This window comes from Brevibacterium spongiae (genome assembly GCF_026168515.1).
Classification (GTDB): domain Bacteria; phylum Actinomycetota; class Actinomycetes; order Actinomycetales; family Brevibacteriaceae; genus Brevibacterium; species Brevibacterium spongiae.
In genome coordinates, this window is sequence record NZ_CP093443.1 from 1,530,808 (window position 1) to 1,554,280 (window position 23,473).

General features: G+C 64.8%; 22 protein-coding genes. 13 read left to right on the forward strand and 9 right to left on the reverse strand.

What is annotated here, in order from left to right; all coding sequences use genetic code 11:
• Positions 1 to 94: 94 nt before the first annotated feature.
• The gene (locus L1F31_RS06845; protein ID WP_265419898.1) at positions 95 to 1,516 is read right to left on the reverse strand and encodes a sensor histidine kinase; all 1,422 of its coding nucleotides are present in this window, start codon (positions 1,514 to 1,516) and stop codon (positions 95 to 97) included.
• A gap of 159 nt (positions 1,517 to 1,675) precedes the next feature.
• Between L1F31_RS06845 and L1F31_RS06850 the strand changes: the two genes are divergently transcribed.
• Positions 1,676 to 2,497, forward strand: coding sequence for a DUF4352 domain-containing protein (locus L1F31_RS06850; protein ID WP_265419899.1), 822 nt, complete (start codon positions 1,676 to 1,678; stop codon positions 2,495 to 2,497).
• Between the two features lie 9 nt (positions 2,498 to 2,506).
• On the opposite strand, the gene L1F31_RS06855 is transcribed toward L1F31_RS06850, so the two are convergent.
• Together L1F31_RS06855 and L1F31_RS06860 are read right to left on the reverse strand one after the other, a co-directional pair.
• Positions 2,507 to 3,298, reverse strand: coding sequence for a fructosamine kinase family protein (locus L1F31_RS06855; RefSeq protein WP_265419900.1), 792 nt, complete (start codon positions 3,296 to 3,298; stop codon positions 2,507 to 2,509).
• Positions 3,299 to 3,325: 27 nt separating this feature from the next.
• Positions 3,326 to 4,069 (reverse strand): 3-keto-5-aminohexanoate cleavage protein, encoded by a 744-nt coding sequence (locus tag L1F31_RS06860; protein ID WP_265419901.1) that lies wholly within the window; start codon positions 4,067 to 4,069, stop codon positions 3,326 to 3,328.
• Positions 4,070 to 4,286: 217 nt separating this feature from the next.
• Here L1F31_RS06860 and L1F31_RS06865 point away from each other — a divergent pair, with 217 nt between their 5' ends.
• Together L1F31_RS06865 and L1F31_RS06870 are read left to right on the forward strand one after the other, a co-directional pair.
• Positions 4,287 to 4,430: a GPGG-motif small membrane protein gene (locus L1F31_RS06865; RefSeq protein WP_265419902.1), complete on the forward strand. Its 144-nt coding sequence runs from the start codon at positions 4,287 to 4,289 to the stop codon at positions 4,428 to 4,430.
• A 101-nt stretch (positions 4,431 to 4,531) separates the two neighbouring features.
• Positions 4,532 to 5,554, forward strand: a complete 1,023-nt coding sequence (locus L1F31_RS06870) for a formylglycine-generating enzyme family protein (RefSeq protein ID WP_429860949.1) — start codon at positions 4,532 to 4,534, stop codon at positions 5,552 to 5,554.
• 9 nt (positions 5,555 to 5,563) lie between these two features.
• Here the strand turns inward: L1F31_RS06870 and L1F31_RS06875 are convergent, their stop codons facing one another.
• A complete protein-coding gene (locus L1F31_RS06875; RefSeq protein WP_265419903.1) occupies positions 5,564 to 6,496 on the reverse strand; it encodes a LysR family transcriptional regulator in 933 nt (310 codons plus the stop codon).
• 177 nt (positions 6,497 to 6,673) lie between these two features.
• Here L1F31_RS06875 and L1F31_RS06880 point away from each other — a divergent pair, with 177 nt between their 5' ends.
• Positions 6,674 to 7,981 (forward strand): MFS transporter, encoded by a 1,308-nt coding sequence (locus L1F31_RS06880; RefSeq protein WP_265419904.1) that lies wholly within the window; start codon positions 6,674 to 6,676, stop codon positions 7,979 to 7,981.
• 10 nt (positions 7,982 to 7,991) lie between these two features.
• Positions 7,992 to 9,497, forward strand: coding sequence for a succinyl-CoA:acetate CoA-transferase ScpC (gene scpC, locus L1F31_RS06885; RefSeq protein ID WP_265419905.1), 1,506 nt, complete (start codon positions 7,992 to 7,994; stop codon positions 9,495 to 9,497).
• A 92-nt stretch (positions 9,498 to 9,589) separates the two neighbouring features.
• Here the strand turns inward: scpC and L1F31_RS06890 are convergent, their stop codons facing one another.
• Positions 9,590 to 10,849, reverse strand: coding sequence for an SLC13 family permease (locus tag L1F31_RS06890; protein WP_265419907.1), 1,260 nt, complete (start codon positions 10,847 to 10,849; stop codon positions 9,590 to 9,592).
• A gap of 417 nt (positions 10,850 to 11,266) precedes the next feature.
• On the opposite strand from L1F31_RS06890, the gene L1F31_RS06895 reads away from it, so the two are divergent.
• The 4 genes from L1F31_RS06895 to L1F31_RS06910 all read left to right on the forward strand — a co-directional run bounded on the left by L1F31_RS06895 (position 11,267) and on the right by L1F31_RS06910 (position 15,999).
• On the forward strand, positions 11,267 to 12,634 hold the full coding sequence (locus tag L1F31_RS06895) for a purine-cytosine permease family protein (protein ID WP_346732500.1): 1,368 nt from the start codon (positions 11,267 to 11,269) through the stop codon (positions 12,632 to 12,634).
• Between the two features lie 89 nt (positions 12,635 to 12,723).
• Entirely contained in the window at positions 12,724 to 14,004 is a 1,281-nt protein-coding gene (locus L1F31_RS06900) for a sensor histidine kinase (protein WP_265419908.1), read from the forward strand.
• Positions 14,001 to 14,675 carry a response regulator gene (locus L1F31_RS06905; RefSeq protein WP_265419909.1) on the forward strand — a complete coding sequence of 225 codons (675 nt, stop codon included), beginning with the start codon at positions 14,001 to 14,003 and terminating at the stop codon, positions 14,673 to 14,675. Before L1F31_RS06900 ends, L1F31_RS06905 begins: the two co-directional genes overlap by 4 nt.
• 172 nt (positions 14,676 to 14,847) lie before the next feature.
• Complete coding sequence (locus L1F31_RS06910; protein ID WP_265419910.1) at positions 14,848 to 15,999, forward strand: fatty acid desaturase family protein; 1,152 nt, start codon at positions 14,848 to 14,850, stop codon at positions 15,997 to 15,999.
• A 67-nt stretch (positions 16,000 to 16,066) separates the two neighbouring features.
• On the opposite strand, the gene L1F31_RS06915 is transcribed toward L1F31_RS06910, so the two are convergent.
• Positions 16,067 to 16,891, reverse strand: coding sequence for an MBL fold metallo-hydrolase (locus tag L1F31_RS06915; RefSeq protein ID WP_265419911.1), 825 nt, complete (start codon positions 16,889 to 16,891; stop codon positions 16,067 to 16,069).
• A gap of 143 nt (positions 16,892 to 17,034) precedes the next feature.
• On the reverse strand, positions 17,035 to 18,237 hold the full coding sequence (locus tag L1F31_RS06920) for an ABC transporter permease (protein ID WP_265419912.1): 1,203 nt from the start codon (positions 18,235 to 18,237) through the stop codon (positions 17,035 to 17,037).
• 65 nt (positions 18,238 to 18,302) lie between these two features.
• On the opposite strand from L1F31_RS06920, the gene L1F31_RS06925 reads away from it, so the two are divergent.
• The gene (locus L1F31_RS06925) at positions 18,303 to 18,932 is read left to right on the forward strand and encodes a TetR/AcrR family transcriptional regulator (protein WP_265419913.1); all 630 of its coding nucleotides are present in this window, start codon (positions 18,303 to 18,305) and stop codon (positions 18,930 to 18,932) included.
• A 24-nt stretch (positions 18,933 to 18,956) separates the two neighbouring features.
• On the opposite strand, the gene L1F31_RS06930 is transcribed toward L1F31_RS06925, so the two are convergent.
• Positions 18,957 to 19,706, reverse strand: coding sequence for an MgtC/SapB family protein (locus L1F31_RS06930; RefSeq protein WP_265419914.1), 750 nt, complete (start codon positions 19,704 to 19,706; stop codon positions 18,957 to 18,959).
• Between the two features lie 112 nt (positions 19,707 to 19,818).
• Positions 19,819 to 20,550 carry an IS3 family transposase gene (locus tag L1F31_RS06935; protein ID WP_265419915.1) on the reverse strand — a complete coding sequence of 244 codons (732 nt, stop codon included), beginning with the start codon at positions 20,548 to 20,550 and terminating at the stop codon, positions 19,819 to 19,821.
• 106 nt (positions 20,551 to 20,656) lie between these two features.
• Between L1F31_RS06935 and istA the strand changes: the two genes are divergently transcribed.
• Genes istA through L1F31_RS06950 form a run of 3 tightly spaced genes read left to right on the forward strand, consistent with a single transcriptional unit; the run spans position 20,657 to position 23,279 of the window.
• The gene (istA, locus tag L1F31_RS06940; RefSeq protein WP_265420372.1) at positions 20,657 to 22,195 is read left to right on the forward strand and encodes an IS21 family transposase; all 1,539 of its coding nucleotides are present in this window, start codon (positions 20,657 to 20,659) and stop codon (positions 22,193 to 22,195) included.
• Positions 22,192 to 23,022, forward strand: a complete 831-nt coding sequence (gene istB, locus L1F31_RS06945) for an IS21-like element helper ATPase IstB (RefSeq protein ID WP_265417432.1) — start codon at positions 22,192 to 22,194, stop codon at positions 23,020 to 23,022. Before istA ends, istB begins: the two co-directional genes overlap by 4 nt.
• A complete protein-coding gene (locus tag L1F31_RS06950) occupies positions 23,019 to 23,279 on the forward strand; it encodes a hypothetical protein (RefSeq protein WP_265417433.1) in 261 nt (86 codons plus the stop codon). Before istB ends, L1F31_RS06950 begins: the two co-directional genes overlap by 4 nt.
• Positions 23,280 to 23,473: the final 194 nt, after the last annotated feature.

Genomic DNA, 23,473 nt, shown 5'->3' on the forward strand with positions numbered 1-23,473 from the left:
ATGACACGGCCCGGCACGGCACTGATGCTTCCGTGCCGCGGTTCCTCGTTCACGTGCGCGGCTCACCTCTCAGTGCGCCTCACAGAACTGTGTCTCAGGTCTGCGGACGGAACGGAGGAAAGCTCACCTGCACCCGGAACTCCTCACCGAACACACCGATCGAGGCTTCGCCGCCGAACATCTCGCTGCGTTCGCGGATGCCCACCAGACCGGTACCCGATCCGGTCGACGCCAAAGGAGAATCGTACGAGGCCTCACCGGAACCATCAGGAGCCCAGCCGTGAGCCGCGGCATCGGGACCGAGGGTCCGCACCGAATCCGGAGCATAGCGAGGGCGCGGCGGAACATCGATCGGGCCCGGTGTGCGCGGAAGCGGATTGCTCACCGAGAGCTGCACTCCGCGGGCGGCCGAGACTCCGATATCCACCGTGACCGGCGAGTTCGGCGCATGCTTCATCGCATTCGTCAGGGCCTCCTGGACAATGCGATAGACCGCACGGTCGAGAGCGGGCGGGCAGGAGTCGACGTCCTGAATGACGATGAGCGGACGCACGATCGTTCCGGTCGACGCCACCGAGGCGATGAGCTCCGGAATCGCCGACATGGTCGCACGGCTCGGCGGCGCCGAGGACGCGCGAGAATGGTGCGGATCGGCCAAGTTGCCGTTTCTCACACCTCCCACCAGATGGCGCAGATCCTCCAACGAGGCACGCGCCTCCTCCCGCAGAGCCGAGGCCGTCGAAGCGACCTCAGGATCTGTCTGCGCCGCCACCTCCAATGCGCCAGTGTGCAGAGAGATCACCGACAGGCGGTGGGACAGCGTGTCGTGGAGTTCGCGAGCCAGCAGCTCGCGTTCGGACTGCCTGGCAATCTCGGCCGAGAGCGATTCATTCCGCAGAGTCTCTCGTTCAGCGATCGACTCGACAGCCCTCATCCTCCTCGTCCTGCGCAGAAGCGCCCCGACTCCCAGCGCTGTGCCCAGGCCGATGAGGCAAGCCGCCACCGTGATGACCCTGATCGCCAGGTGAGAATCGTCCGGCGGAATCGTCGCTTCGACCCCCGTGACCTGCGCCGGGTCGGGCAGGAAGAAGATGCTGAACGGATTGTGCTCAGGCTGCGCCAGACACATCCGCACAGTGGAGAACACGACCAAGCCGGTGCTCACCGCCGAGGCAGTGATCGCCTGCCGCTTCGGAGCCCGGATGACAAGGTGGAAGACCGCGATGAGGAGCATGAGAGCATCGCCCCACGCCGCAGTGAGCAGGCCGCCCACGACGAACGGGACCCACGGCCACCGGTGCCGGAGGAAGACCAGCCCCCACGCGAGAAACAGCAGCAGGACGGCCACGAGACCGGTGTCGTTGAGCTCGCCGTCGCTGAAGGCCCAGGGGTTGGCCGTCACTGCCATCGAAGAGGTGAAGATCCCGATGAGATAGACAATGACGCCGACGAGGATGCTGCCGGCGATGCGCACGCCGCGCGGGATCCTGCGGCGAGGGACGGAATGTTCTGACACAGATGAATCGTAACCGCGGGCACTGACACACGTAGTCCATCATCAGGCTGGAGGCAGTCAACCGTTCGGCTGGCAGGGTCCAGCCCGATTGCGGACGTGCGAGAGGGCGTAAGAGGCGAGGCTGGAGCCGTCAGTCAGAAACAGCCTCGAAGGAGCGTCATGTCCCACCCGCAGAACCCCCAGAATTCCCCACAGCAGCCGCAATCCCCGCAGGTCCAACCCCAATGGTCCTCGCAGCATCAGCCCCCTTACAGTCCCCATGATCAGCAGGCGCCCCAGCATCACGACCCACAGCAGTGGGCGCCCGCTCAGGCCGCACCTGCACGCACCGGCCCCGCCTATGGCGACGGGAGCCTTCCGCCCAAGCAGCCTTATGGACAGAAACCCCCGAAGCAGAAGAAGCCGCTGTTGAAGCGATGGTGGTTCTGGCTGCTGGTCATCATCGTCGTCATCGCCATCGGCAGCGCTCTCGGAGGCGGCGGGGACGAAGCCACCGGCTCCTCAGAGGAGAACGCGGCCGACGCCCAGCCGTCGGGAACATCTGCCGATGAGAAGAAGGCCGCGGAGCCAGCAGAGGAAGCTGCGTACGGAATCGGCGACACAGTGTCCGCCGATGATTGGGAGGTCACCGTCGCATCGGTCAAAGACGGGGTGTCAAAGGTCGGCGACGAGTATCTCGGCGTCGAAGCACAGGGACAGTTCGTGCAGATCGAACTCTCCGTGAAGAACACCGGATCGGAGCCGAACTACTTCTTCGAAGACGACATCAAACTCGGCGACGACAACGGCAATACCTACTCGGCGGATTCCGAAGCCGGCATCTACGCGGCCGAAGACAACATCCTCTTCCTCGAAGAGATCAATCCTGGAAACACAGCCAAGGGCGTCCTCGTCTTCGACGTCCCCGAAGACGTCGACGCGAACCGGCTCACCTTCGCCGGGGGACTCTTCTCCGACCCGGTGGAGATCTCCCTGCAGTGACCTCTCGGGCTAGCCGCGCAGGGCCCGCCCCCGCGCGGTGATCGCCCGGGCCGCGCTCATGGTCTGGCCGAGGAAACCTCGACCGAAGAGGCGGACATGGGCGAGAAGCGCGAAGAAGCTGTGTGCAGGCAGATCCTCACGCCATCCCTCAGGCAGCGGATGGGCCTGCTCATATCCGGAGAAGATCTCACCGAGATGGGCGGTGCCGAAGAGCGCGAGGAGAGCGAGATCTTCCAGCCGGTGTCCGCCATGGGCGGCCGGATCGATCAAGGTGACTCCGTCGGCGGTCCACATGAGGTTGCCCGCCCACAGGTCACCGTGGACGCGGGCGGGTTCCTCGGCTCCGTGACCGCAGATCCCGTCGAAGCCGCCTTCACCGATCGTGTCCACCGCCGAGGCGATCACCGCTTCCTCGTCCTCGGTCAGCTCACCGGCAAGCGAGGACAGCAGAGGGTGAAGCCGCCGAACGGCCCAGAACTCGGCGAATGACGAACCGGATTTCGCTGACACCTCGAAGGGCGCGTCAAGCGGGCCGAAGAAGGCAGAAGCAGACGGCGACCACCCGAAGCCGGGAGCCCCGGCATCATGCAGCGCGGCCAGGCGACGCCCGAATTCGACAGCTGCGGCAGCACTCGGCCCGGTCTCTTCGAAGCGTTCGAGGCTCAGCCAGTCCTCACCCTGGTCGAGGACCTCGACGACGGGGACGACGCCGGGCTCGGCCAACCACCGGAGTCCGGCGGATTCGGCGGAGAAGAAGCCGGCAGGGGCTCCGGCGCGGTGTTTGACGAAGTCGGAAGTCATGGTCCCAGGGTAACGGGAGTACACGGCTCACGGCCGAAGTTCGGCGAGGAGACCGGCCGCCACGGCGATGAGCTCACCATTGCCCGCGGCCTGCGTGCCGTCGATGAGCACCGGGGTGTCCTCCAAACCTGTGCGGATGCCGTGGCCGCGCCGAACGGCGCGGGCGTTGACGACCCAGGAGGCGATGCCCTCCCCATGATGGACCTGCGGCAGGTCGATGCCCGCCTCGGCCAGGACCCGCTCGATCGCAGCGGCCTGTGCCAGGGCTCCATCCGGATCGGTCACGGTGGGTTCGACGAGCACCCGTCGGCAGCGATCGGCCAGTCCCGAATCGACGAAGGCCGCTGCATCATCGACGCTGAGCAGACCCGCCTCGATTGCGACGCCGCGGCCGAGGAGCAGTTCGCATACCTCGCGGATTCCCGCCTCGCCCTGATTGGCGCTGACGAGATCGGGCAGCTGCGTCCATTCCGCGATGAGAGCCAGACGCCGCTGAGGATCGGGCTCGATCTCGGCCGCGGTGCTCACAGAGATCGGAATCTCCGGGCACGCGATACGCACCTCACGGAGCGTCTCCGCGACCGCCTCGGCGTCGAAGGTCTGCCGACCCGAGACAGCGAAGGGGTGGAGGTGGACGACCTGAGCTCCCGCATCCACGGCGGCCCTCGCCTCGGCGGCAATGGTCTGCGGACTGCGAGGAGTGCCCGGATGATCGCGGTCACCGTTGAGAGCGGCGTGCAGCTGCGGTTCAGACGAAGCGAAGGCATTCATCTGCCCACTGTCTCGCATTGGCCACGGCGAGTACAGCATCAGCGGCGAGACCCGGCAAGTCAGCCGCGAATCATTGGTGGAACACTGCACGGACATACACAGGTCATCATGTGGTTCGACACGGCGTGTTGTCAGGAATGACTCCCTGTGCCGCCAGGTGTCGTGCGAAGATGAATGTACCTCGAATGAGGTGACTCAACAGAAACAGGAGCTCATCATGGCTATCATCCTCTGGATCATCGCAGCGATTCTCGTCGTCTCCGGCATCTTCGCGATCTTCCGCAAGCAGCTGCTGTGGGGAATCGTCCTCATCGTCGTCGGCTGCCTCGTCGGCCCCGGCGGAGTCAGCCTCTTCGCCTGACCGGAAGACTCCGGACTGTGCTCGGCGTGGGCTGACGTCATAGGGTGTTCCGAGAGCCCGCCGCGCACAGCGGCGGTCCCGGACGAAAGGGGCACCCGCACGTGACGAAGAGCGCAGATCTGAACACCGCCGGGGTGCAGAACGGTCATTCGTGCTGCGCCCCGGCGTCCACCCGCACCGAGGCGGTCGCCAGTCCGGCTGCGAATTCCGCAGTGACGTCTGCAGTGAAGTCTGCCGCAGATCCCGGAGTGGGACCCGATTTCAGCTTCGATTTCGTGACCGTCGGCGGCGACTTCGATATGGGAGATCCCTACGGCGACGGACACCCGGCCGATGGGGAGGGTCCACGACACCGAGTGAGTCTGCGCGAGTATCAGATCGCAGCGACGAGCGTGACGAATGACGACTTCGCCCGCTTCGTTTCCGACACCGGCTATGCCACCACCGCGGAACGGCTGGGCTCCTCGGCCGTCTTCGCCATGCTCCTTGAGGCGAACCCGCAGGCACACGGCAGTGTCCTCGGACAGGCGCCGGGCGTGCCCTGGTGGGTCGAGGTCTCCGGCGCGAACTGGGCGGCTCCCGAAGGCCCGGGCTCCGATATCGCGGACCGCCGGGACCACCCGGTCGTCCACATCAGCTGGGACGATGCCCAGGCATACTGCATGTGGTCGGGCACCCGACTGCCGAGTGAGGCCGAATGGGAGTGCGCCGCCCGCGGCGGCCTCAAGGGCCGGCGCTATCCCTGGGGAAACCGCCTCCTCGCAGAGGGGGAGTGGATGTGCAACATCTGGCAGGGCGACTTTCCCCGTACGAACACGCTCGACGACGGATTCATCGGCACCGCGCCCGCCCGCCACTTCGAACCCAATGGGCTGGGACTGTTCAACACCGTCGGAAACGTCTGGGAATGGTGTGCCGACTGGTTCGCCCGCGACTACTACCAGCACTCGCCCCAGACCGATCCGCATGGTCCGGACCACGGGGAGACGAGGATCATGCGCGGAGGCTCGTTCCTCTGCCACGACTCCTACTGCAATCGCTACCGTGTCGCCGCACGGTCATCGAACACTCCGGACTCCTCGGCCTCGAACATCGGCTTCCGCGTGGCCCGGGACCCAGCCTGAGGCCGGAGATCAGTCCGTGAGTTCGTCACCGAGGCTGCTCATCAGACGGTTCGTCTCCGCAGTCAGGGTCTCAAGGGTGAAGGCCACGGTCTCACGAGCGTCCGCCCCGGTCCGTGTGACTGCCGTGATGTGTCGCGACGGAGCGTAGTCACCGCTGATCGGGATTCGGCGCACCGGGTGGAGATCCTGAGACCTCGACATCCGGGAGGCCACACAGACCCCGAACCCGCCGTGGACCAGGGCGGTTCCGGTGTTCCAGTCATCGGCGTAGTGACCGATGCGCGGGGCGAACCCGGCCGCCGCGCAGCTGGCCATCAGGAGCTGGTGGTAGCCGGTGCCCGGCCTGCCCAGAATCCACGTCTCATCGGCTGTGTCGGCGATCGTGACCGACGCGCGCTCTGCCAACGGGTGGTCGAGGGGGACCATGAGGTCGAGCGGATCATCGATGAGGAAGTGATGGCTGAAGCGGTCATCGCCGCCGGCTGGGATGTCAGGCGCGGCGACGACGATGCCGACGTCGGCATCCCCGGAGAGCAGGTAGTCGAAGCACTCGGCGGGCTCGGCCTCGATCGTCTGGGTCTGCAGATGCGGGAACTTCCCATTGAGAGCCCGCATGGTCGGAGGCAGGAGCAGGCTTGCGGCGGTGGAGAAGCCGCACAGACCCAACGACCCGGACACCGTCTCTGAGTACCGACCGAGATCGGCCAACGCCATCTCCCATTCCGCCGACATGACATCGACGTGGCGCAGCAAGGCCTCGGCTGCAGGAGTGAGTCTGACGTTGCGCCCGTGCTGTTCGAGCAGGGGCACACCGAGTTCTGCGGCGAGCTGTTTGACCTGGTGGGACACCGTTGATGGCGAATAGCGGAGGGAATGTGCCGCGGCAGTGACTGTGCCGTGCCTGTGGATCATGCTCAACATCGTGAGTCGACCGTCAATCATGCGACCTCATCGAATGGATTCGTGGAAGTTCTTACGATAGACAACAATACTCTGTCGGCTCCATCATGGAACCGAAGGGGCTGGCCGAAGCGACGACGCAGCCCCGCAGACCTGCCTCGTGAGCGCGATTCACGCGCCGAGCGCACAGCAGTCGACGCAGGAAGATGGAGGTTCCGTTTGGCCGAGAACGCACGTATCAGAGGGACGAGGCGGCAGCTGTGGTTCGGTGCGCTGGTGCTGCTCATCCTCTCGGCCGCCGCGAACATGGCCAGCCCTCTGTATCCGCTGTTGCAAGAGGCCCATGGGATGTCCGAGTCGATGATGACCGCGCTCTACGCGACCTACGTGTTCAGCTGTGTGCCGTCGCTGCTGCTGTTCGGTTCGGCGGCCGACGCCTTCGGCCGCAAGCCGGTGCTGCTGGCCGCGATCGCCCTGGTGGGATTCGGCACCGCGGTCTTCGGGATCGACACTGCTGGAATGCTGGGCCTGTTCGCCGGCAGGGCGCTGGTCGGCGTCGGGCTCGGTCTCGGCACGGGGGCCGGAATCGCACTGATGGTCGAGGCCTCGCCCGCGCGGAGGGTGTGGTTGGGATCGACGCTGGCGACGATCTCATTCGTCCTGGGGTCGGGAATCGGTCCGATCCTCGCCGGAGTGGTCTCATCGCTGTCCTCCTCGCCGCTCGTCCTGCCGTTCCTCGTCATGGTGGTCTTGATCGCCATCGTTATGGTCCTCATCGCGATGATGCCGCTGCAGCGACCGATCACGCGTCAGCGGTGGCGTCCGACATGGCCGTCGGTGCCGGGAGCCATGCGCATAAGCTTCAACATCGCTGCGCTGACCGGCTTCGTCGGGTGGACGGCTCTGGGGCTCTTCCTCGCACTGCTGCCGTCGATGGCGCAGTCGATCATTCCGGCCTCGGGAACTCTGACTTCGGGACTCATCGTCGGTTCGGTGCTGGTTGTGTCGGCCGCGAGCCAGCTCGTGGCACCGAAGTTTCAGCCTCGAGCCGCACAGACTCTGGGGCTGACGCTCATGGGCCTCGGTGCGGCCCTGCTGCTGAGCTCGAATCTGCCGGCGATCAGCCCCATGGCGGTCAAGGTCATCATGGTGTTCGCGGCGACGGCCACGGGGATCGGGCACGGATTGAGCTATTGGGGAGCCAATCGTGAGATCGATGTTCTCACTCCGCCTCGGAACCGGGCCGGCATCTCTGCGGCGCTCTATCTCGCCTTCTACGCCGGGGCCGGAGCACCGGCCGTCATCGTCGGAGCCCTGGCGCTGGTCATGCCGCTGGTCACGGGCACGATGATCTTCACATTGGCACTGCTGCTGGCGACGATCGTCACCATTCCGGTGCCCAGCCTGTCCCAGACCGTGATCCGACAATCGAAGGCCGGCCGCAGCGAGGCCGGGCACACCGACACCGTCCGCAGTGACAGCGGCCGGAGTGGGACCGCCTCGGCCAGGCACACAGCCGCCCGATAGACTGCAGGCCATGTCGAGAATCACCTGCCCCGAACTGAATGCGAAGACCGTCACCGCCGAGGAGGCGGCCCGCCATATCGACAACGGCCACCGGGTGGCGATGAGCGGATTCACCGGGTCGGGGTACCCGAAAGCGGTGCCCGGTGCGGTCGCCGACCGGGCCCGAACTGCCCACGAACGCGGAGACGACTTCAGCATCGAACTGTGGACCGGTGCATCGACCGCTCCGGAACTCGACGGTGTGCTCGCCGAGGTGCAGGCGGTGAGCAAACGGCTGCCGTTCCAGTCCGATCCGGCGATGCGGGCTTCGATCAATTCCGGCGACACCGCCTACGTCGACACGCACCTCAGCCATTCGGCCCAGCAGGCGTGGTTCGGCTTCTACGGCAACCTCGACGTCGCGGTCGTCGAAGTCGCAGCGATTCTGCCCAACGGACTGCTCGTGCCCGGCAGCTCGGTCGGCAATTCGAAGACCTGGCTGGACCTGGCCGACAAGGTGATCCTCGAAGTCAATGAGTGGCATCCGCGCGGCTATGAAGGCTTCCACGATGTCTATTACGGAACCCGTCGCCCGCCCGAGCGTCTGCCGATCCAGCTGCTCGAACCCATGCAGCGCATCGGCGACCCGTATCTGCGCGTCGACCCGGCCAAGGTCGTCGCGGTCGTGGAGACGAATGCTCCTGACAGGAATCTGCCGTTCAAACCCGCCGACGAGGATTCGAAGGCCATAGCGAGCCACCTCGTCGACTTCCTCCGGCATGAGATCGCCGCCGATCGCCTGCCTCCGGAGCTGCTGCCGCTGCAATCGGGGGTCGGCAATGTCGCGAACGCGGTGATGGGCAACCTCGCCGAGAGCGAATTCGAGGGTCTCACGGCGTATACCGAGGTCATCCAGGACGGCATGCTCGATCTCATCGACAGCGGCAAACTCGCCTCCGTCTCGGCGACGGCGTTCTCACTCTCTGCCGAGCGGGCCGCGGACTTCAATGACAGGATCGAGTCGTACAAGGGCCGGATCCTGCTGCGCACGCAGGAGATGTCGAATCATCCCGAAGCCATCCGCCGCCTCGGGATCATCGCGATCAACGGGATGGTCGAAGCCGATATCTACGGCAACGTGAACTCCACACACGTGAGCGGCTCATCGATCATCAACGGCATCGGCGGTTCCGGCGACTTCGCCCGCAACGCCTACCTCAACTTCTTCGTATCGAACTCGCAGGCCAAGGACGGAGCGATCTCCGCGATCGTGCCGTTCGCCAGCCATATCGACCACACCGAGCACGACACGCAGATCCTCGTCACCGAACAGGGGCTGGCCGACCTGCGCGGACTGCCGCCCGTGGCCAGGGCGCGCAGGATCATCGCCAACTGCGCCCACCCGGACTATCGGGACCGGCTCTCGGACTACCTCGAGCGGGCGATCGCCGCGAACCCGAGCGGTCGGCACACTCCGCACATCCTCGGCGAGGCGCTGTCCTGGCACGGAAACTTCCAGGCGACCGGAGCCATGTGAGTCGGACCGCCGGGGCCGGCGCGGCCGCTCCGGCGGGACCGACCGACGTGCAGGGAGCCGGCATCGGGCCCACCCGATGAGACGGCGCTCGGTCAGGCAGTGACCCACGTCGGGACTGCCGCCACCACCCAGGCGAGCCCAGGGCCGATGAGGCACATGAGACCGGCATAGCCGATCATCTGCCGGTAATAGCGGTCACGGACCGTCGGGTGCACGTTGGCGAGCAGCATGGCTCCGTTCGTCGAGAACGGGCTGATGTCGACGATGGTGGCGGCGATCGCCAAGGCAGCGACGAACCCGCCGACGTGGACGTCCCCGGATTCGAGGAACGGCACGGCCAGAGCGATGACGACGCCGATGATCGCCAGGGACGAGGCCAGCGCCGAGATGAGACCCGACATGTAGAACAGCAGCAGAGCGGCCAACAGCGGAATGCCGATCGCCGAGATGCCCGCCGAGACCCATTCGACCGTTCCGGCCTCTTCCAGCACGGCGATATAGGTCAGGACACCGGTGATGAGGATGACGACCGACCACGAGACCCTCGACATCGCCGCCTTGCCGGCTGACGGGCTGATCGCCGCGAGCACGATCGAGATCGTGATGGTCACGAGCCCCACGTCCCAGCCGAAGACGACCACGGACACCGCCATCGCGACGAGACCGACCAGTGTCGGAATCTGATTCCGGGAGAGTCGGGGGCTCTCTTCCGGCTCGGACTCCGAGGTCGACAGTGCTGTGTCCTCCGCGGCCCGCAGCCCGGATCGATTGCGGAGGACGAGATAGACGACGAGGGCGAAGACGAGATTGAACAGGAACGGGGCCAGGAACAGCGACACCGGCGTGGGGGTGAGTCCGCTCTTGGCCAGATAGTCGTTGATGAAGATGCCGTAGACGCTGATGGGTGAGAACGCCCCGGCCAAAGCGCCGTGCACGACGAGCAGTCCCGTCATGAATTGGTTGACGCCGTTGCGTCGCGCGAAGGTCAGTGCCAGGGGAGCGATGATGGCCACAGCGAAGAGCGCTCCGAGGGCGATGAGGATCGCTGTGAGCGCGAAGAAGATCCAGGGCATCACGGCAGTCCTGCCGCCGACCAGTTTCACGCACCAGTGGACGATGACTTCGATGACGCCGTTGTTCTGGGCGAAGCCGAAGAGATAGGTGAGCCCCACGAGAGTGAGAAACAGGTCCACAGGGAACCCGGAGAGGAACTCCTCGGGAGCCTGATGGAGCACGAGGCCGCCGACTCCCGCCGCCGCAATGAACCCGAGCAGCCCCATATTGATATCGCGCCAGGTTCCGATGACGAACATCAGTCCGAGGACGATCACACAGATCAGCTCAGCACTCATTCCCACTCCTCCGCTCAAGGCTCGATGCGCTGAAAGGCACAGGTGCCAAAATAGCTGAGGTCTCAGAACTCGGTCACAGCATCTCAGACATTGAAAGGTCGGTGGCCGCCGAGGCTGTGCCGACGCGGTGAGGAGCCCGACGGACGGTATCCGCTCCGGACAAAGGCACATGGAAATCGTCCGCTGCGGATAGTGCGCTTGTTCTCAGACCCACTAGTGTCTTGGTGAGCGCCGTCACGAAGCACTCGCCCGTGGTCGGTGTGCAGCCTCCCGATCTCGTCTCCTCGCCAGCGAAAGGTCGCCGTCGACCATGAATGAACACGATGTGCTCTCGGACGCTCAGTTCGTCCCCTGTCCCTCGACCGTCCGGGAGGCACCGTCAGATGCCTCATCCGCCGGCACCGAGGCGGCCGCACAGTGAACTGGTACCGCAGGCTCGAGAACCGGTTGGAGTCCGAGCAGGACTCAGGCGTCATGCGCGGCACGCTGAGCGGACGACGGATGTTCATGATCTGGCTCGCCGCGAACCTCGTCGTCACGACGATGCTCACCGGCACGCTCTTCGTCCCCGGCGTCGACTTCGCAACGGCGGTGGTCGTCATCGTCCTGGGCACTGTCCTCGGGACGGTCGTGCTCACGCTCATCGGCAACATCGGCACACGCACAGGACTCGCCACGATGGCGATCACCAGGGGAGCCTTCGGCGCCAAGGGCAGCTATCTGCCGGTCGCGGCGAACGTCATCATCCTCATGGGCTGGAGCTGGGTGCAGGCGATGCTCGCGGGCATCAGCGTCAACTACGTCGTCGCCCAGACGACGGGCTTTTCGAACCCGATCCTCTTCTCCGTCCTCTGCCAGGCCCTCGTGGTGGGGCTGGCGATCCTCGGACATGAAGGCATCGAGAAGGCCGAACCCTGGTTCGCCCTCCTCATCCTCCTCGTCATGGCCTACGTCTTCGCCGTCGCACTCACCGGACATTCGGCCACGGAGTTCGGCCAGATCGCGAAGGATCCGAGCCTCGGATTCACTCCGGTCCTCGCCCTCGACATGGTGATCTCCACTGCGATCTCGTGGACAGTCCTCTCCGGAGATCTCAACCGACTCGCGCGCAGCCAACGCTCGGGAATCGTCGGTTCGGGCCTGGGCTACATCACGTCGACAGTGCTGGCGATGCTGTTGGGTCTCACTGCCTTCAGCTTCATCCTGCTCGACGGAGGATCCCCGGAGCCATTCGATCCCACGGCGCTCGCCGCTGAGTTCGGTTGGGCCCTGGCCATCGTCATTTTCCTCTCGGTCATGGCGACGAACACGATGGTCGTCTACGGAATGGTCAATTCCGTGGTCGGGGCGCAGCGGAGAACGACGGTGAAGTTCCTTCCCGTGGCGCTCATCCTCGGCGCGATCTCCATCATCGGTTCGACCTGGCTGGCGCTGCTCGACCAGTACACGGACTTCCTGACCATGATCGGCGCGTTCTTCGTTCCCGTGTTCGCGATCCTCATCGCCGACTACTACGTCATCAAACGCGGCGTCTACACCCGCGACATCCTCCGCGACTCCGGCGGGCTCTACGCCTATGCCCGCGGCGTCAACTGGGCGGCCGTCGGCGTGTGGGTGGCCGGGGCCTTCGTGTCCTACCTGCTCACCTACGCCTACCCGAGCCCGATCGGGGCGACCATTCCCTCGTTCTTCATCTCCTTCCTCCTCTACCTGGCACTGTCGTGGAGGAGCCGCAGCCGATTTGCCGCAGCCGAGGCGGGACATCTGGCACGCATCAGCGACTGAGCGGGACTGTTTGCTACTGTCAGTGGCACCAGCACACGAGGTTCGATGATCACCGCAGTCGACCGGAAGTCCGAAGGGAGTCGCTGCCTATGGTCGTCAATCGGATGCTCGGACGGTTCCTGCCGCCGGACCGCAGGCTCAACCCTGCTGCCCTGGCGTGGATCGTCGTGGTCATCGCGGCGATCGGCATGCTCGCGATCGAGTCCTCGATCGCAGTCAGCGTCTACGGCGCTCCCGTGGCGCTGGCATTCGGCCTCAGCCTCATCCATGTCGGAACCATGCCGCTGTCGATGCTCCGTCCGCTCTTCGGCGCCATCCTCTCGTCCTTCGTCTGCGCCGCCCTGCCGCTGATCGTGTCCCCAGCGATCGTGTCCCACACCTCCGGTGGGACGTGGCCGTGGATGGTGCCGGCACTGATCACCCAGGTCTTCGTCGTCCTCATCATCGGATTGCGCGCGCACTGGGGCATCGCCCTCTCCGCCGTCCTCGGCAGCATCGGCGGATCGGTCCTCGCGGTGGTGCTCGGACGGTGGCTGCTCGACCACAGGCCCTCCGAATCCCCGGTCATCAACATCATGATCTACGCCTGCGTGGCCGGGGGAATCTACGTCGCCGCAGTGGTCGTTCAGCAGGGGCAGCTCATCCGCTCCCAGCTTCTGCAGGAGAAGGAGAATACGGCCGAGGAGCACTCGAAGCGCGTCACGATCGAGGAGAGGGCCAGGATCGCCCGCGAGCTGCACGACATCGTCGCCCACAGCATGTCCATCATCAACATCCAGGCCTCGAGCGCACCCTTCCGGCACCCCGGGGTCGACGCGGAAGTGGCGAAGGAGTTCGAAGACATCTCGACCTCGGCCCGCACGGCTCTGACCGAGATGCGCGGCCTGCTCAGCGTGCTGCGCAATGACGAGGCGAGCTCCGAGCTCGCCCCGCAGCCGAAGCTCTCCGATGTCGAGGCGCTTGTCGATCAGGCACGCCAGGCCGGAGTCCACGTCACCCTCGAGCGCAGCGGCGAACCGGTCGAACCTCAGCTGCGCGAAAGCACCGGACTCGCAGGATACCGCATCATCCAGGAAGCGCTGAGCAACGCCATCCGGCACGCCCGCAACTCGGACATCGCCATCAGGATCCGCTGCGGCGGCGGTTCTGTGTGGATCTCCGTGACCAACACTCGCGGCGATGGTCCCACCGCGGCGGCCCAGAGCGAATCACATCGCGGGCAGGGCCTGGTCGGGATGCGCGAACGCGCCGGATCCGTCGGCGGTGAGATCCGCAGCGGACGAACAATCTCGGGAGGCTTCGAGGTGGAAGCGGTGCTGCCGCTGAGCCTGACCGAACCCACTGCCGACGACAGACAGGAACTCACTTGATCCGCATCATCATCGCCGACGACCAGGCCATGGTTCGTGCCGGGTTCGCCGCCCTGCTCGACGCCCACTCCGACCTCGACGTCGTCGGCCAGGCTCAGGACGGTCGCGAATGCGTCGCCCTGGTGGCCGAGCAGCAGCCGGATATCGTCCTCATGGATGTGCGGATGCCGACGATGGACGGCATCGAAGCCACCCGCACGATCGTCGCGGACTCGGCAGCCGCCTCGGCGACGGGGCCGCGGATCATCATGCTCACCACCTTCGACATCGATGACTACGTCTTCGATGCGATCCGAGCCGGAGCCAGCGGGTTCCTGCTCAAGGATGCCCCACCCGATGAGCTCGCCGAGGCGGTCCGCATCGTCGCCTCGGGCGACGGTCTGCTCGCCCCGAGCGTGACCAAACGGGTCATTGAACACTTCGCCTCGGTGCCACAGACACCTCAGCCGGCGAACCTCACCGAACTGCCGGACCTGACGGACCGCGAGCGGGAGATACTCGTCCGCGTCGCCCGCGGAGAATCCAATACGGAGATCGCAGGCGCGCTCTTCATCGCCGTGCAGACCGTGAAGACCCACGTCTCCCGGATCCTGTACAAGCTCGATGCCCGGGACCGCGCTCAAGCCGTCATCGCAGCCTACGAATCCGGGCTCGTCATCCCCGGAGCCTGAGTCCGATTCGGCCTTGCAGCTGCCTCGCCTACGGCCCTGCGGCTGCCTCGCCTACGGCCCTGCAGCCGCCTCGCCTACGGCCCTGCGGCTGCCGTGCCCCTACCCGGGTAGGGGGCGAAAACGGCACCGTGGGGTGACGCGCATCGGAGTCCCGCGCCCTAGCGTTGAGAGCATGACTCCCGCTGAGACGCTCACCACTGCCCTGCCGACCCCGGCCGCGGACCCAGCCGCCCGCGCCGAGGTGCTCGAACGGAGGCGAGCCACCCGAGGCACCGCCCAACAGGAATTCACCAGCGATTTCAGCGCGCTGATGGCTCAGGTCAAAGAAGCCGGACTGCTGGCCAGGCGCCCCGGGTGGAATCTGCTGCGCTTCTGCCTCCTCGGGCTCGGCTATGTGGCTGCCTTCTCCATGCTCTTCCTCATCGGTGAGAGCTGGTGGCAGATGGCGACCGCCGTCGTCTTCGGCGCACTCTTCACGCAGACGGCCTACGTCGCCCACGATGCGGCGCATCGCCAGATCTTCACCAACGGCAAGACGGGGGAGTGGGTGTCGACGATCATCGGCAACCTGTTCATCGGTCTCAGCTACGGCTGGTGGCTGAAGAAGCACAACGCTCTCCACCATGCGAACCCGAACAAGGCCGGAGTCGACGGTGACATTGCGCCCGGTGCCCTGGTCTTCACCGCAGAGGATGCCCGTGAGCGCACCGGAATCGCCAAATGGTTCGCCGCCCGCCAGGGCTGGTTCTTCCTTCCCCTCCTCACGCTGGCCGGTGTTCAGCTTCACGTCGAATCTGTGAAGGCGATCATCCGCGGACAGTCATCGATCAAACGCCGCTGGATCGAGGGCATCTTCATCGGCATCCGACTCATCGGGTTTCCGGTCCTCGCCATCTGGGCGGCCGGGCCCGTCATCGGCAGTGTCTTCTTCCTGGTGCAGCTCGCCGTCTTCGGCGTCCACATGGGCGGTTCGTTCGCACCCAACCACAAGGGCCAGCCGATCGTTCCCAAGGACGTGAAGATCGACTTCCTCCGCCGCCAGACCCTCATGTCGCGCAATATCTCCGGCGGTCGTCCGATGGGCTTCCTCATGGGCGGACTGAACTATCAGATCGAACACCACCTGTTCCCGAGCATGCCGAGCGTCAACCTGCACAAGGTCCAGCCGATGGTCCGCGAATACTGCCGGCAGAAGGACATCACCTACACCGAGACGACTCTGCTCGAGTCCTTCAAGATCATCATCGCCTATCTCAACCGTGTGGGACTCGGCGAAGCCGATCCCTTCGACTGCCCGGTCACCGCACAGTTCCGGTCCCGCTGAGCAGTTCCCCGCAAGAGCTCCTGCCATGGACGACGGGTTCAGGTGCGGTCTTCGTGGAACAATTGGCTCAGGTGAGATCGTCGTGTTTGCCGGAGACCCATTCGGCATAGCGCTCGGCCGAGGTCTGCACCGCTGAATGTGCCCCTGCCGAAATGACCTGCCCGAAGTTGCCGTACATCCGGTCGAAGTCGAGGACAGCTACCGAGGCGGCGATGCGCCGGACGACGGCGGCTGAAAGCGGCAGATAGTTCGGGAAGCTGCGCATGAACGTCACCCAGCCCTGTCGGGCGACCGGCCCGATGGAATCGCCGCTGAGCATCACCCCGGTGCCGTCAGCGCCGGTCCACACGGCCACGGCGCTGCCGGCGAAGTGACCGCCGGTGCGGTGGAGGGTGATGCCCGGCAGAGGCGCCGCCTCGTGGAAGTAGGCGGCCAAACGGCTGCTGCGGCGCTGCACCCAATCGATGTCTGCGCGGCAGACGTAGACCGGAGCATCGTCGAACGCCGCACTCCACTCCAGCTGAGTGCCGAACATGTGCGGATGACTGGCAGCGATCGCTGCGACGCCGCCGAGCTCGCGCACCTGGGCGACCGCCTCGGCGTCGATGTACGGAGGCACGTCGAAGAGCAGGTTCCCTGAATCCGTGCATGCCAGATAGCAGGTCTGTCCGATCCCGAGCCGCGGCTTCACGCGCAGGGCGAAGAGCCCGGGCTCCTTCTCCTCAACAGTCAGGCAGTGGCCTTCGGCCTCGAGCTCCTCCCGCGTCGTCCACTGCTGACCGTCGGTGGGCACCCACTGCCTGTCGTCATCGCAGATCGGGCACAGCTGCGGCGGGGGTGTGGAGGTCTCCACACCGCAGGTGCGGCAGATCGTCACGTTCTCCAGCTGCATGACGGCATCCTCCCTGGCCTCGCACGGTGAGCCTCTCGACCGGTGCGTCTGCCGACCGGTGAGACGACAGACTCCCACCGAGCCTAGTCCTCGGGGGAAGCGATGACCAGGGTCGATGGGAGTCCAACAGGTGAGGCGGCTTGTCAGTGAGTCGCGGCGTGCTGCTTCCTGTGCGCGATGAGGTGTCCGACGAGGATGAGCGCGATGCCGACGGAGAACCAGGCGACGAGCACCCACCACTGCAGTCCCACGGCGGCATCGGGGAAGTACGAGAGATCGCGCAGCAGAGTCCCCGCAGCGCCGGGAACGAAGAACTGCCCGATCTCGCCCCACGAGCCTGCGAGGAACTCCTTGGGCTGGTTGAGAGAGGCGATCGGGTTGCCGATGAACATCGTCAGCACTGCACCGACGGCGATCCCGGCCGGTCCGATGAGGGAGACGAAGCCGTTGATGAGGCCCGCAGTGGCCGCGATCGCGAGCCCGATCGCGAGCGCATTGAGCCCGAAGCTGCCCTGGAGGATGCCGAACCAGCTCTGCATGATCAGCGCCAGTGCCAGTCCGCCGACAGTGCCGTAGACGATGGTTGCCAGGCCCCGCATTCGGCGGGAGCGGATCGCCATGCTGGTGAGCACACCGCCGACGATGCCGCCGATGGTCAGCGGCAGGCCGGCGATCGCCAGACCGGCCCCTGAGGGGTCATCATCGGACAGCGGCACGACATCGGTGACCTCGACCTGGGGCACGTCCATCGCCGAGGCGGCGGGACCGCCGGACTGTCCTGCCGGATTGCCCTGTGCGGGGGATTGTCCGGAGGCTGCGGCGGTGAGTGCCTTCTGCATCTCCTCCGCCATCTTCTCGTTTCCCTTCTGCAGCCCGGAGATCGCCTGTGCATCGATCGCGTGCTGCATCTGGTCTCCGATGCCTGACAGCTGCTGTGCCACGGCCGGCGATGCGGCCTTGGCGGTGAGGATCTCCGGTTCGTCGCCGAGGATGAACGCCCCATAGACTTCGCGTTCTTCGATGAGCTTCACCGCCTCTTCACGCGAGTCGACTTCTCGGACGTCGAGCATGCCCTCGGGAGCGTTGTCCGTGATCTGGTCGATCTGCTGCTCATCGCCGACGGCGGCGATCGGCAGGTCCTTGGGGTCGGAGGTCACCGTCGGCCAGCTGAACGCGAGCAGGATGAGGGTGACGATTGCGGCGGCGAAGACCGCGATCAAGATGGCACGGGGCAGCTGCAGGGAGGAAGCGCGTGATTCTGCGTCCGCGGTGTCCGCGTGTGTGTCCTGGTTCTCCGGGTGCGAGTTCGGCGAACCCGCACCCGTGCTGAGGATCTTCGTGGTCATGTCGGTCCAATCATCGAAAACGAATACTCGTTCATTATGAAACTGTGGGCTAAGATAAATCAAGAATGGTCATTCGTTTTTTTGGGGGAGATGTGCCGAAGGTCACCGAGGAGCATAAGAGTGCGATGCGCCGCAGGATCCAGGATGCGGCTCTGACCTGCTTTGCGCAGAAGGGGTTCGCCGGTGCGTCGATGGCGAATATCGTCAAAGAGGCCGGCCTCTCGGCTGGGGCGGTCTACGTCTATTACGCATCCAAGACCGAGCTGATGATCGATGTCTCGCGGCGAGTGATGGAACCGCGCATCGCGGTGCTCGAAACGGCGAAGGCGGCAACCGAGGTCACTGCCCCGGCGACAGTGTTCCTCGAGCTGATCGATTCTCTGCTCATCGACAACCCGATCTCCTCTGTGATGGTGCAGGTGTGGGGTGAGGCCTCCTACGATGCCGAGTTCGCGGAGTTCGCCAGCGGCATCTTCGAGTCCCTCATCGACGAATTCGCCGCCTATCTGGCCACCTACCTGCACGAGCATCGAGGACTGGAAGCGGACGACGCTCACGCACAGGCGAGGGTGATGGTCCCCGGGCTGCTCGCCATGTTCCAAGGTGCCGTCGTGCAGACGTCGATATTCGGGGAGTCCTCTCGGATGCGTGTCCGGGCCGGAATCGAAGAGCTGCTCACTCGCGTCGACTTCTGAGCGGGTGCCGCGGGCGCTTGAGGCTCAGACGGAGTCACCGTCGTCGTCGACCGAATGTACTCGGTCCTCGCGCATGCTCACGGTGTCGACCCCGGGCAGATCCATGAGCGGGGCGACGAGGAGGTGCAGCGGTCGCCTGCCCTCGAACCGCACATCGATCTGGACCATCCGCGAACCGGACCCGGCCTCGAAGCGACGCGAATCGAGAATGGAGTTCGAGAACCCCATCCGGCTGGCCAGGGCCAAGATGTCGCGGAGCACGCCGGAGCCGTCCCGGTAGGCGATGCGCAGCAGTTTGCGGTGGTCGCTGTTGGGGATCTTGCGGACCAGCGGGGCGATGGCGAAGAGCGTGAACAGGTGCAGGGCGGTGAGCATTGTCGCCAGAAGAAGCATTCCGGCTCCGCAGGCCATGCCGACGGCGGCGGTGACCCAGATCGTCGCGGCCGTGGTCAGGCCGCGGACCATGTTCCGACCTTTGAAGATCACTCCGGCGCCGAGGAAGCCGATGCCGGAGACGATCTGCGCTGAGATGCGCGAGGGATCGAGTCGGGTATCGGCGTCCAGCACACCGGCGAAGCCGTAGGCAGAGATGAGGGTGAAGGCGCAGGTGCCGATGCCCACGAGCACATGCGTGCGATACCCGGCGGCTTTCTGCCTGAACTGACGTTCGAAGCCGATGAGCGAGCACAGCACGAAGCTGGCCAGCAGCAGGACTGCCTGCTGCAGGCCGGGACTGCTGAGTGCGTCGCCGAACGAGACCGATGAACCGTCCATAGTGACTTCACCTTAGCCCCGCACCACACCCCAAAAAAGTCCCCCTTGCTACCCGACGGGCCCCCAGCCACCTGGCGCTGGACTGGTCCCCAAAAGTTGGACTGCTGTGAGGTCAGCATAGTTCGTAAATAGGCTCACCATCCTTGGCGGTCTTGTTCCGATATTCCATCGGGGCAAGATCGCCAAGTCGTGTCGAGATCCTTTCGTAGTTATACCAATGAATGTACTCATTGATCGCGGCTTTGAGGTCCTCGACCGTGTCGAACTTCTGCAGATAGAACATCTCGGACTTCAACTGCCCGAAGAAGTTCTCCGCCATCGCGTTATCCCAGCAGTTTCCCTTCCGCGACATCGACGGTGTAGCACCATGCTTAGCTAGAATCGACGCCCAGGACACGTGCTGGTACTGAAACCCCTGGTCCGTGTGCACCAGCGGTGTCTGCCCGGGACGCAGTCCCTGACAGGCTCGCATCAGCGACTCGTTCGTCAATGCCGTGTTCGGTGACGTCGACATCGAGTACGACACCACACCGGCATCGAACAGATCGATCACTGGTGACAGATACAGTTTCTTGTCTTCAACAGCGAATTCCGTGACGTCGGAAACCCATTTCTCGTTCGGTTCATCAGCGGTGAACTCCCGATTGAGTACGTTGTCAGCAACGGCTCCGACCGTGCCGCGATGGGAGTCGAATTTCTTCTTCCGCACCTCGGTCTGCAGACCCATGTCACGCATTAATCGCAGTACGGTCTTCTTCGCGATCGTGATGCCCTGTTTGACCAAGACAGCCCAGATCTTGCGGTGCCCGTAGCGTTTGAGTGTGACAGTCTGAAATGGCCCCACTTGGAGCAAAAATGATCCTCTGATTTGGCCCCACCCCCGACCTACCAGCCGTACCGTTCGTGATGTCGACCAAGACGTTCACGAAGAGGTGGGGCATATGAAGGAGATGTCGAGAGTGGAGCAATTCGAGAATATCCGACGAGACCACAGAGACCATGAGATGTCGATTCGACAGTTAGCCCAAAAGTACAAGGTCCACCGCAGGACGGTACGTCAGGCGTTGGCGGATGCGGTACCACCGCGGCGGAAGACTCCGGAGAGGGTAGCACCAGTCCTCGGTGAGCACGTTGCCACCGTCCGGGCTTGGTTAGTTGCTGACAAAGAGGTCCCTCGGAAGCAGCGTCATACCGCCCGGCGGGTCTGGCAGCGCCTCGTCGAGGAGGAAGGAGTCGAGGTTGCGGAGTCGAGTGTGCGAACCCTGGTCGCGAAGCTGCGCCGGGACATTTTCGATCAGTCGTTGGAGGTCAAGGTTCCTCAAACCCATGCCCCGGCGGCTGAAGCCGAGGTCGACTTCGGGGAGTTCTACGCCCTCATCGGTGGGGTGTGGTTGAAGCTGTGGATGTTCATTCTGCGCCTATCGCATTCGGGTAAAGCCGTGCACATTGCTTACGCCAACCAGGCTCAGGAGTCGTTTCTCGACGGTCATGTGAAGGCCTTCGACCGGCTCGGTGGAGTCCCGACGGGCATGATCCGGTATGACAACCTGACTCCGGCGGTGGTGCGGGTGCTGCTGGGTCGGGAACGGGAGGAGAATCCCCGGTTTGTCGCCCTGAGGTCGCATTACGGGTTCGATAGCTTCTTCTGCCAGCCCGGGATCAAGGGTGCTCATGAGAAGGGTGGCGTCGAGGGGGAGGTCGGTCGGTTCCGGCGCCGTCATCTGGTGCCGGTGCCCGAGTTCGCCTCCTTAGCCGAGCTCAACGCTTTCATGGTCGCTGCCGATGCTGGTGATGACGACCGAAAGATCACCGGCCGGGTCGAGACGGTCGGGGCCGCGGCGGCCCGGGAGCTGCCTGGCCTGCGGGGTTTGCCCGATGAGGTCTTCGATGCCGCGCAGACCCTGTCGTGTCGGGTCGATGCGAGAGCCAGAGTGTGCGTACGTCAGTCCTATTACTCGGTGCCGGCCCGGTTGGCTGGCAGACGCCTCCAGGTGCGTTTGGGGGCCACGACGGTGACCGTGATCGCTGAGTCGGGGGTGGTCGCTGTCCATACCCGGTCGCTGCATAAGTACACCGAAGATTTGGTCCTCGATCACTACCTGGAAGTCCTCATACGCAAGCCCGGAGCATTCGCCGGGGCCACCGCGCTGGCGGCTGCCCGGAAGTCCGGGATGTTCACGAACGCTCATCAACGGTTCTGGGATGCTGCGCGTGGGCAACTCGGCGACACGGCCGGGACCCGGGCGCTCATCGGTGTGCTGCTACTGCACCGCAGCCTGCCCAACGGTGACATTGTCACCGCATTGACAACCGCGACCGGGTTGGGATGCTTCGATGCTGATGTGGTCGCGGTCGAGGCCCGCCGGGCCGGTCAGGCGATGACTGCGCCACCGGCGGTGGTCGTCCCGGCCCACGTCGGACCAGTCGGGGAGAGGCCGGTGCCGGGCCTGGGCGCCTATGACGAACTGGTCTCGGTGGTGGGAGCATGAACGCGAAAACCATCCCGGCATCGACGCCGGCAGTGACTGCTCTGGGTGATCAGGCGGCTGAGGCCGCGATCGCCACGGCTTGTCGGACCCTGTTCATGCCCACGATCCGTGACCAGGCCTCACCGATGGCCGAGGCAGCAGCCCGAGAACGGCTCTCGCACAAGGCCTACCTGGCTGAGGTGTTGGCCGCGGAGTGTGATGATCGTGATGCCCGCCGTCGGATCCGGCGGATCAAGGAAGCGAAGTTTCCTCGCACCAAGCACCTGTCCGACTTCGATACCGCCGCCATCGAGGATTTGCCGCCGGCCCGGTTGGCGACTCTGGCCACCGGAGCGTGGATCGATGCCGGTGAGCCGTTGGTGCTACTCGGTGATTCCGGGACAGGGAAGACGCATCTGCTGATCGGTCTGGGGACCGCCGCGGCCGAGCAGGGCCGCAGAGTCCGCTACGTCACGACGGCGGCCCTGGTCAACGAGCTCACCGAGGCCGCCGATGCCAAGCAGCTCTCCCGGGTAGTGGGCCGCTATGCTCGCCTGGACCTGCTGTGCCTGGATGAGTTGGGGTATGTCAGCCTCGATTCTCGTGGAGCTGAGTTACTCTTCCAGATCATCACCGAACGTGAGGAACGAGCCTCGATTGCGACAGCCTCGAACGCCTCGTTCAGCGAGTGGGGGCAGACATTCACCGACCCGCGGCTGGCCGCGGCCGTTGTCGATCGGTTGACGTTTAACGCCCACATCATCAACACCGGCACCAGCTCTTACCGGCTGCGCACCACCCGGGCCAGGAGCGAAGAGGCCACTTTGCAGGAAGGAGATCAACCATGATCACCACCGAGGATCAGGAACCAGCCAGCGGAAATGCCATCGATGCCACCGAGGACTGGGTCGCCTACATCAGCCAACGCCTCAATGACGCCCAGGATCTCCTGGACGGGATCAGTGTCACCATCGAGTCTGTTCAGCCCAGTGGCCGCGAGCATGCCGCCGATCTGATCGATTCGGCTATTGAGGACCTTCAGCGACTGCGTCGCCGATTCGGACCAACCGAACCCGACTACGGCCCTGGCGATCCGCCGTTCTGACCACACTGGAACCTGAGAGGCCCGGCCACTCCTGTGGCCGGAGAAAGGCTCGCAACACAACACCGCCCGACCCCGCTGGGCCGCGACTGTTACCAACGCGCGGCGAGCACGACCACACATGCTGGGGTGGGGCCAAATCAAAGCATCACAGTGGGGCCAAATGGGGTTGACACACTCAAGCGTTTGTGACTCTT

Coding starts and splice junctions, on each gene's coding strand:
- L1F31_RS06850 (WP_265419899.1), top strand. CDS start 1,676: ATGTCCCACCCGCAGAACCCCCAGAATTCCCCACAGCAGCCGCAATCC.
- L1F31_RS06855 (WP_265419900.1), bottom strand. CDS start 3,298: ATGACTTCCGACTTCGTCAAACACCGCGCCGGAGCCCCTGCCGGCTTC.
- L1F31_RS06860 (WP_265419901.1), bottom strand. CDS start 4,069: ATGAATGCCTTCGCTTCGTCTGAACCGCAGCTGCACGCCGCTCTCAAC.
- L1F31_RS06865 (WP_265419902.1), top strand. CDS start 4,287: ATGGCTATCATCCTCTGGATCATCGCAGCGATTCTCGTCGTCTCCGGC.
- L1F31_RS06875 (WP_265419903.1), bottom strand. CDS start 6,496: ATGATTGACGGTCGACTCACGATGTTGAGCATGATCCACAGGCACGGC.
- scpC (WP_265419905.1), top strand. CDS start 7,992: ATGTCGAGAATCACCTGCCCCGAACTGAATGCGAAGACCGTCACCGCC.
- L1F31_RS06890 (WP_265419907.1), bottom strand. CDS start 10,849: ATGAGTGCTGAGCTGATCTGTGTGATCGTCCTCGGACTGATGTTCGTC.
- L1F31_RS06900 (WP_265419908.1), top strand. CDS start 12,724: ATGGTCGTCAATCGGATGCTCGGACGGTTCCTGCCGCCGGACCGCAGG.
- L1F31_RS06910 (WP_265419910.1), top strand. CDS start 14,848: ATGACTCCCGCTGAGACGCTCACCACTGCCCTGCCGACCCCGGCCGCG.
- L1F31_RS06915 (WP_265419911.1), bottom strand. CDS start 16,891: ATGCAGCTGGAGAACGTGACGATCTGCCGCACCTGCGGTGTGGAGACC.
- L1F31_RS06920 (WP_265419912.1), bottom strand. CDS start 18,237: ATGACCACGAAGATCCTCAGCACGGGTGCGGGTTCGCCGAACTCGCAC.
- L1F31_RS06925 (WP_265419913.1), top strand. CDS start 18,303: ATGGTCATTCGTTTTTTTGGGGGAGATGTGCCGAAGGTCACCGAGGAG.
- L1F31_RS06930 (WP_265419914.1), bottom strand. CDS start 19,706: ATGGACGGTTCATCGGTCTCGTTCGGCGACGCACTCAGCAGTCCCGGC.
- istA (WP_265420372.1), top strand. CDS start 20,657: ATGTCGAGAGTGGAGCAATTCGAGAATATCCGACGAGACCACAGAGAC.
- istB (WP_265417432.1), top strand. CDS start 22,192: ATGAACGCGAAAACCATCCCGGCATCGACGCCGGCAGTGACTGCTCTG.
- L1F31_RS06950 (WP_265417433.1), top strand. CDS start 23,019: ATGATCACCACCGAGGATCAGGAACCAGCCAGCGGAAATGCCATCGAT.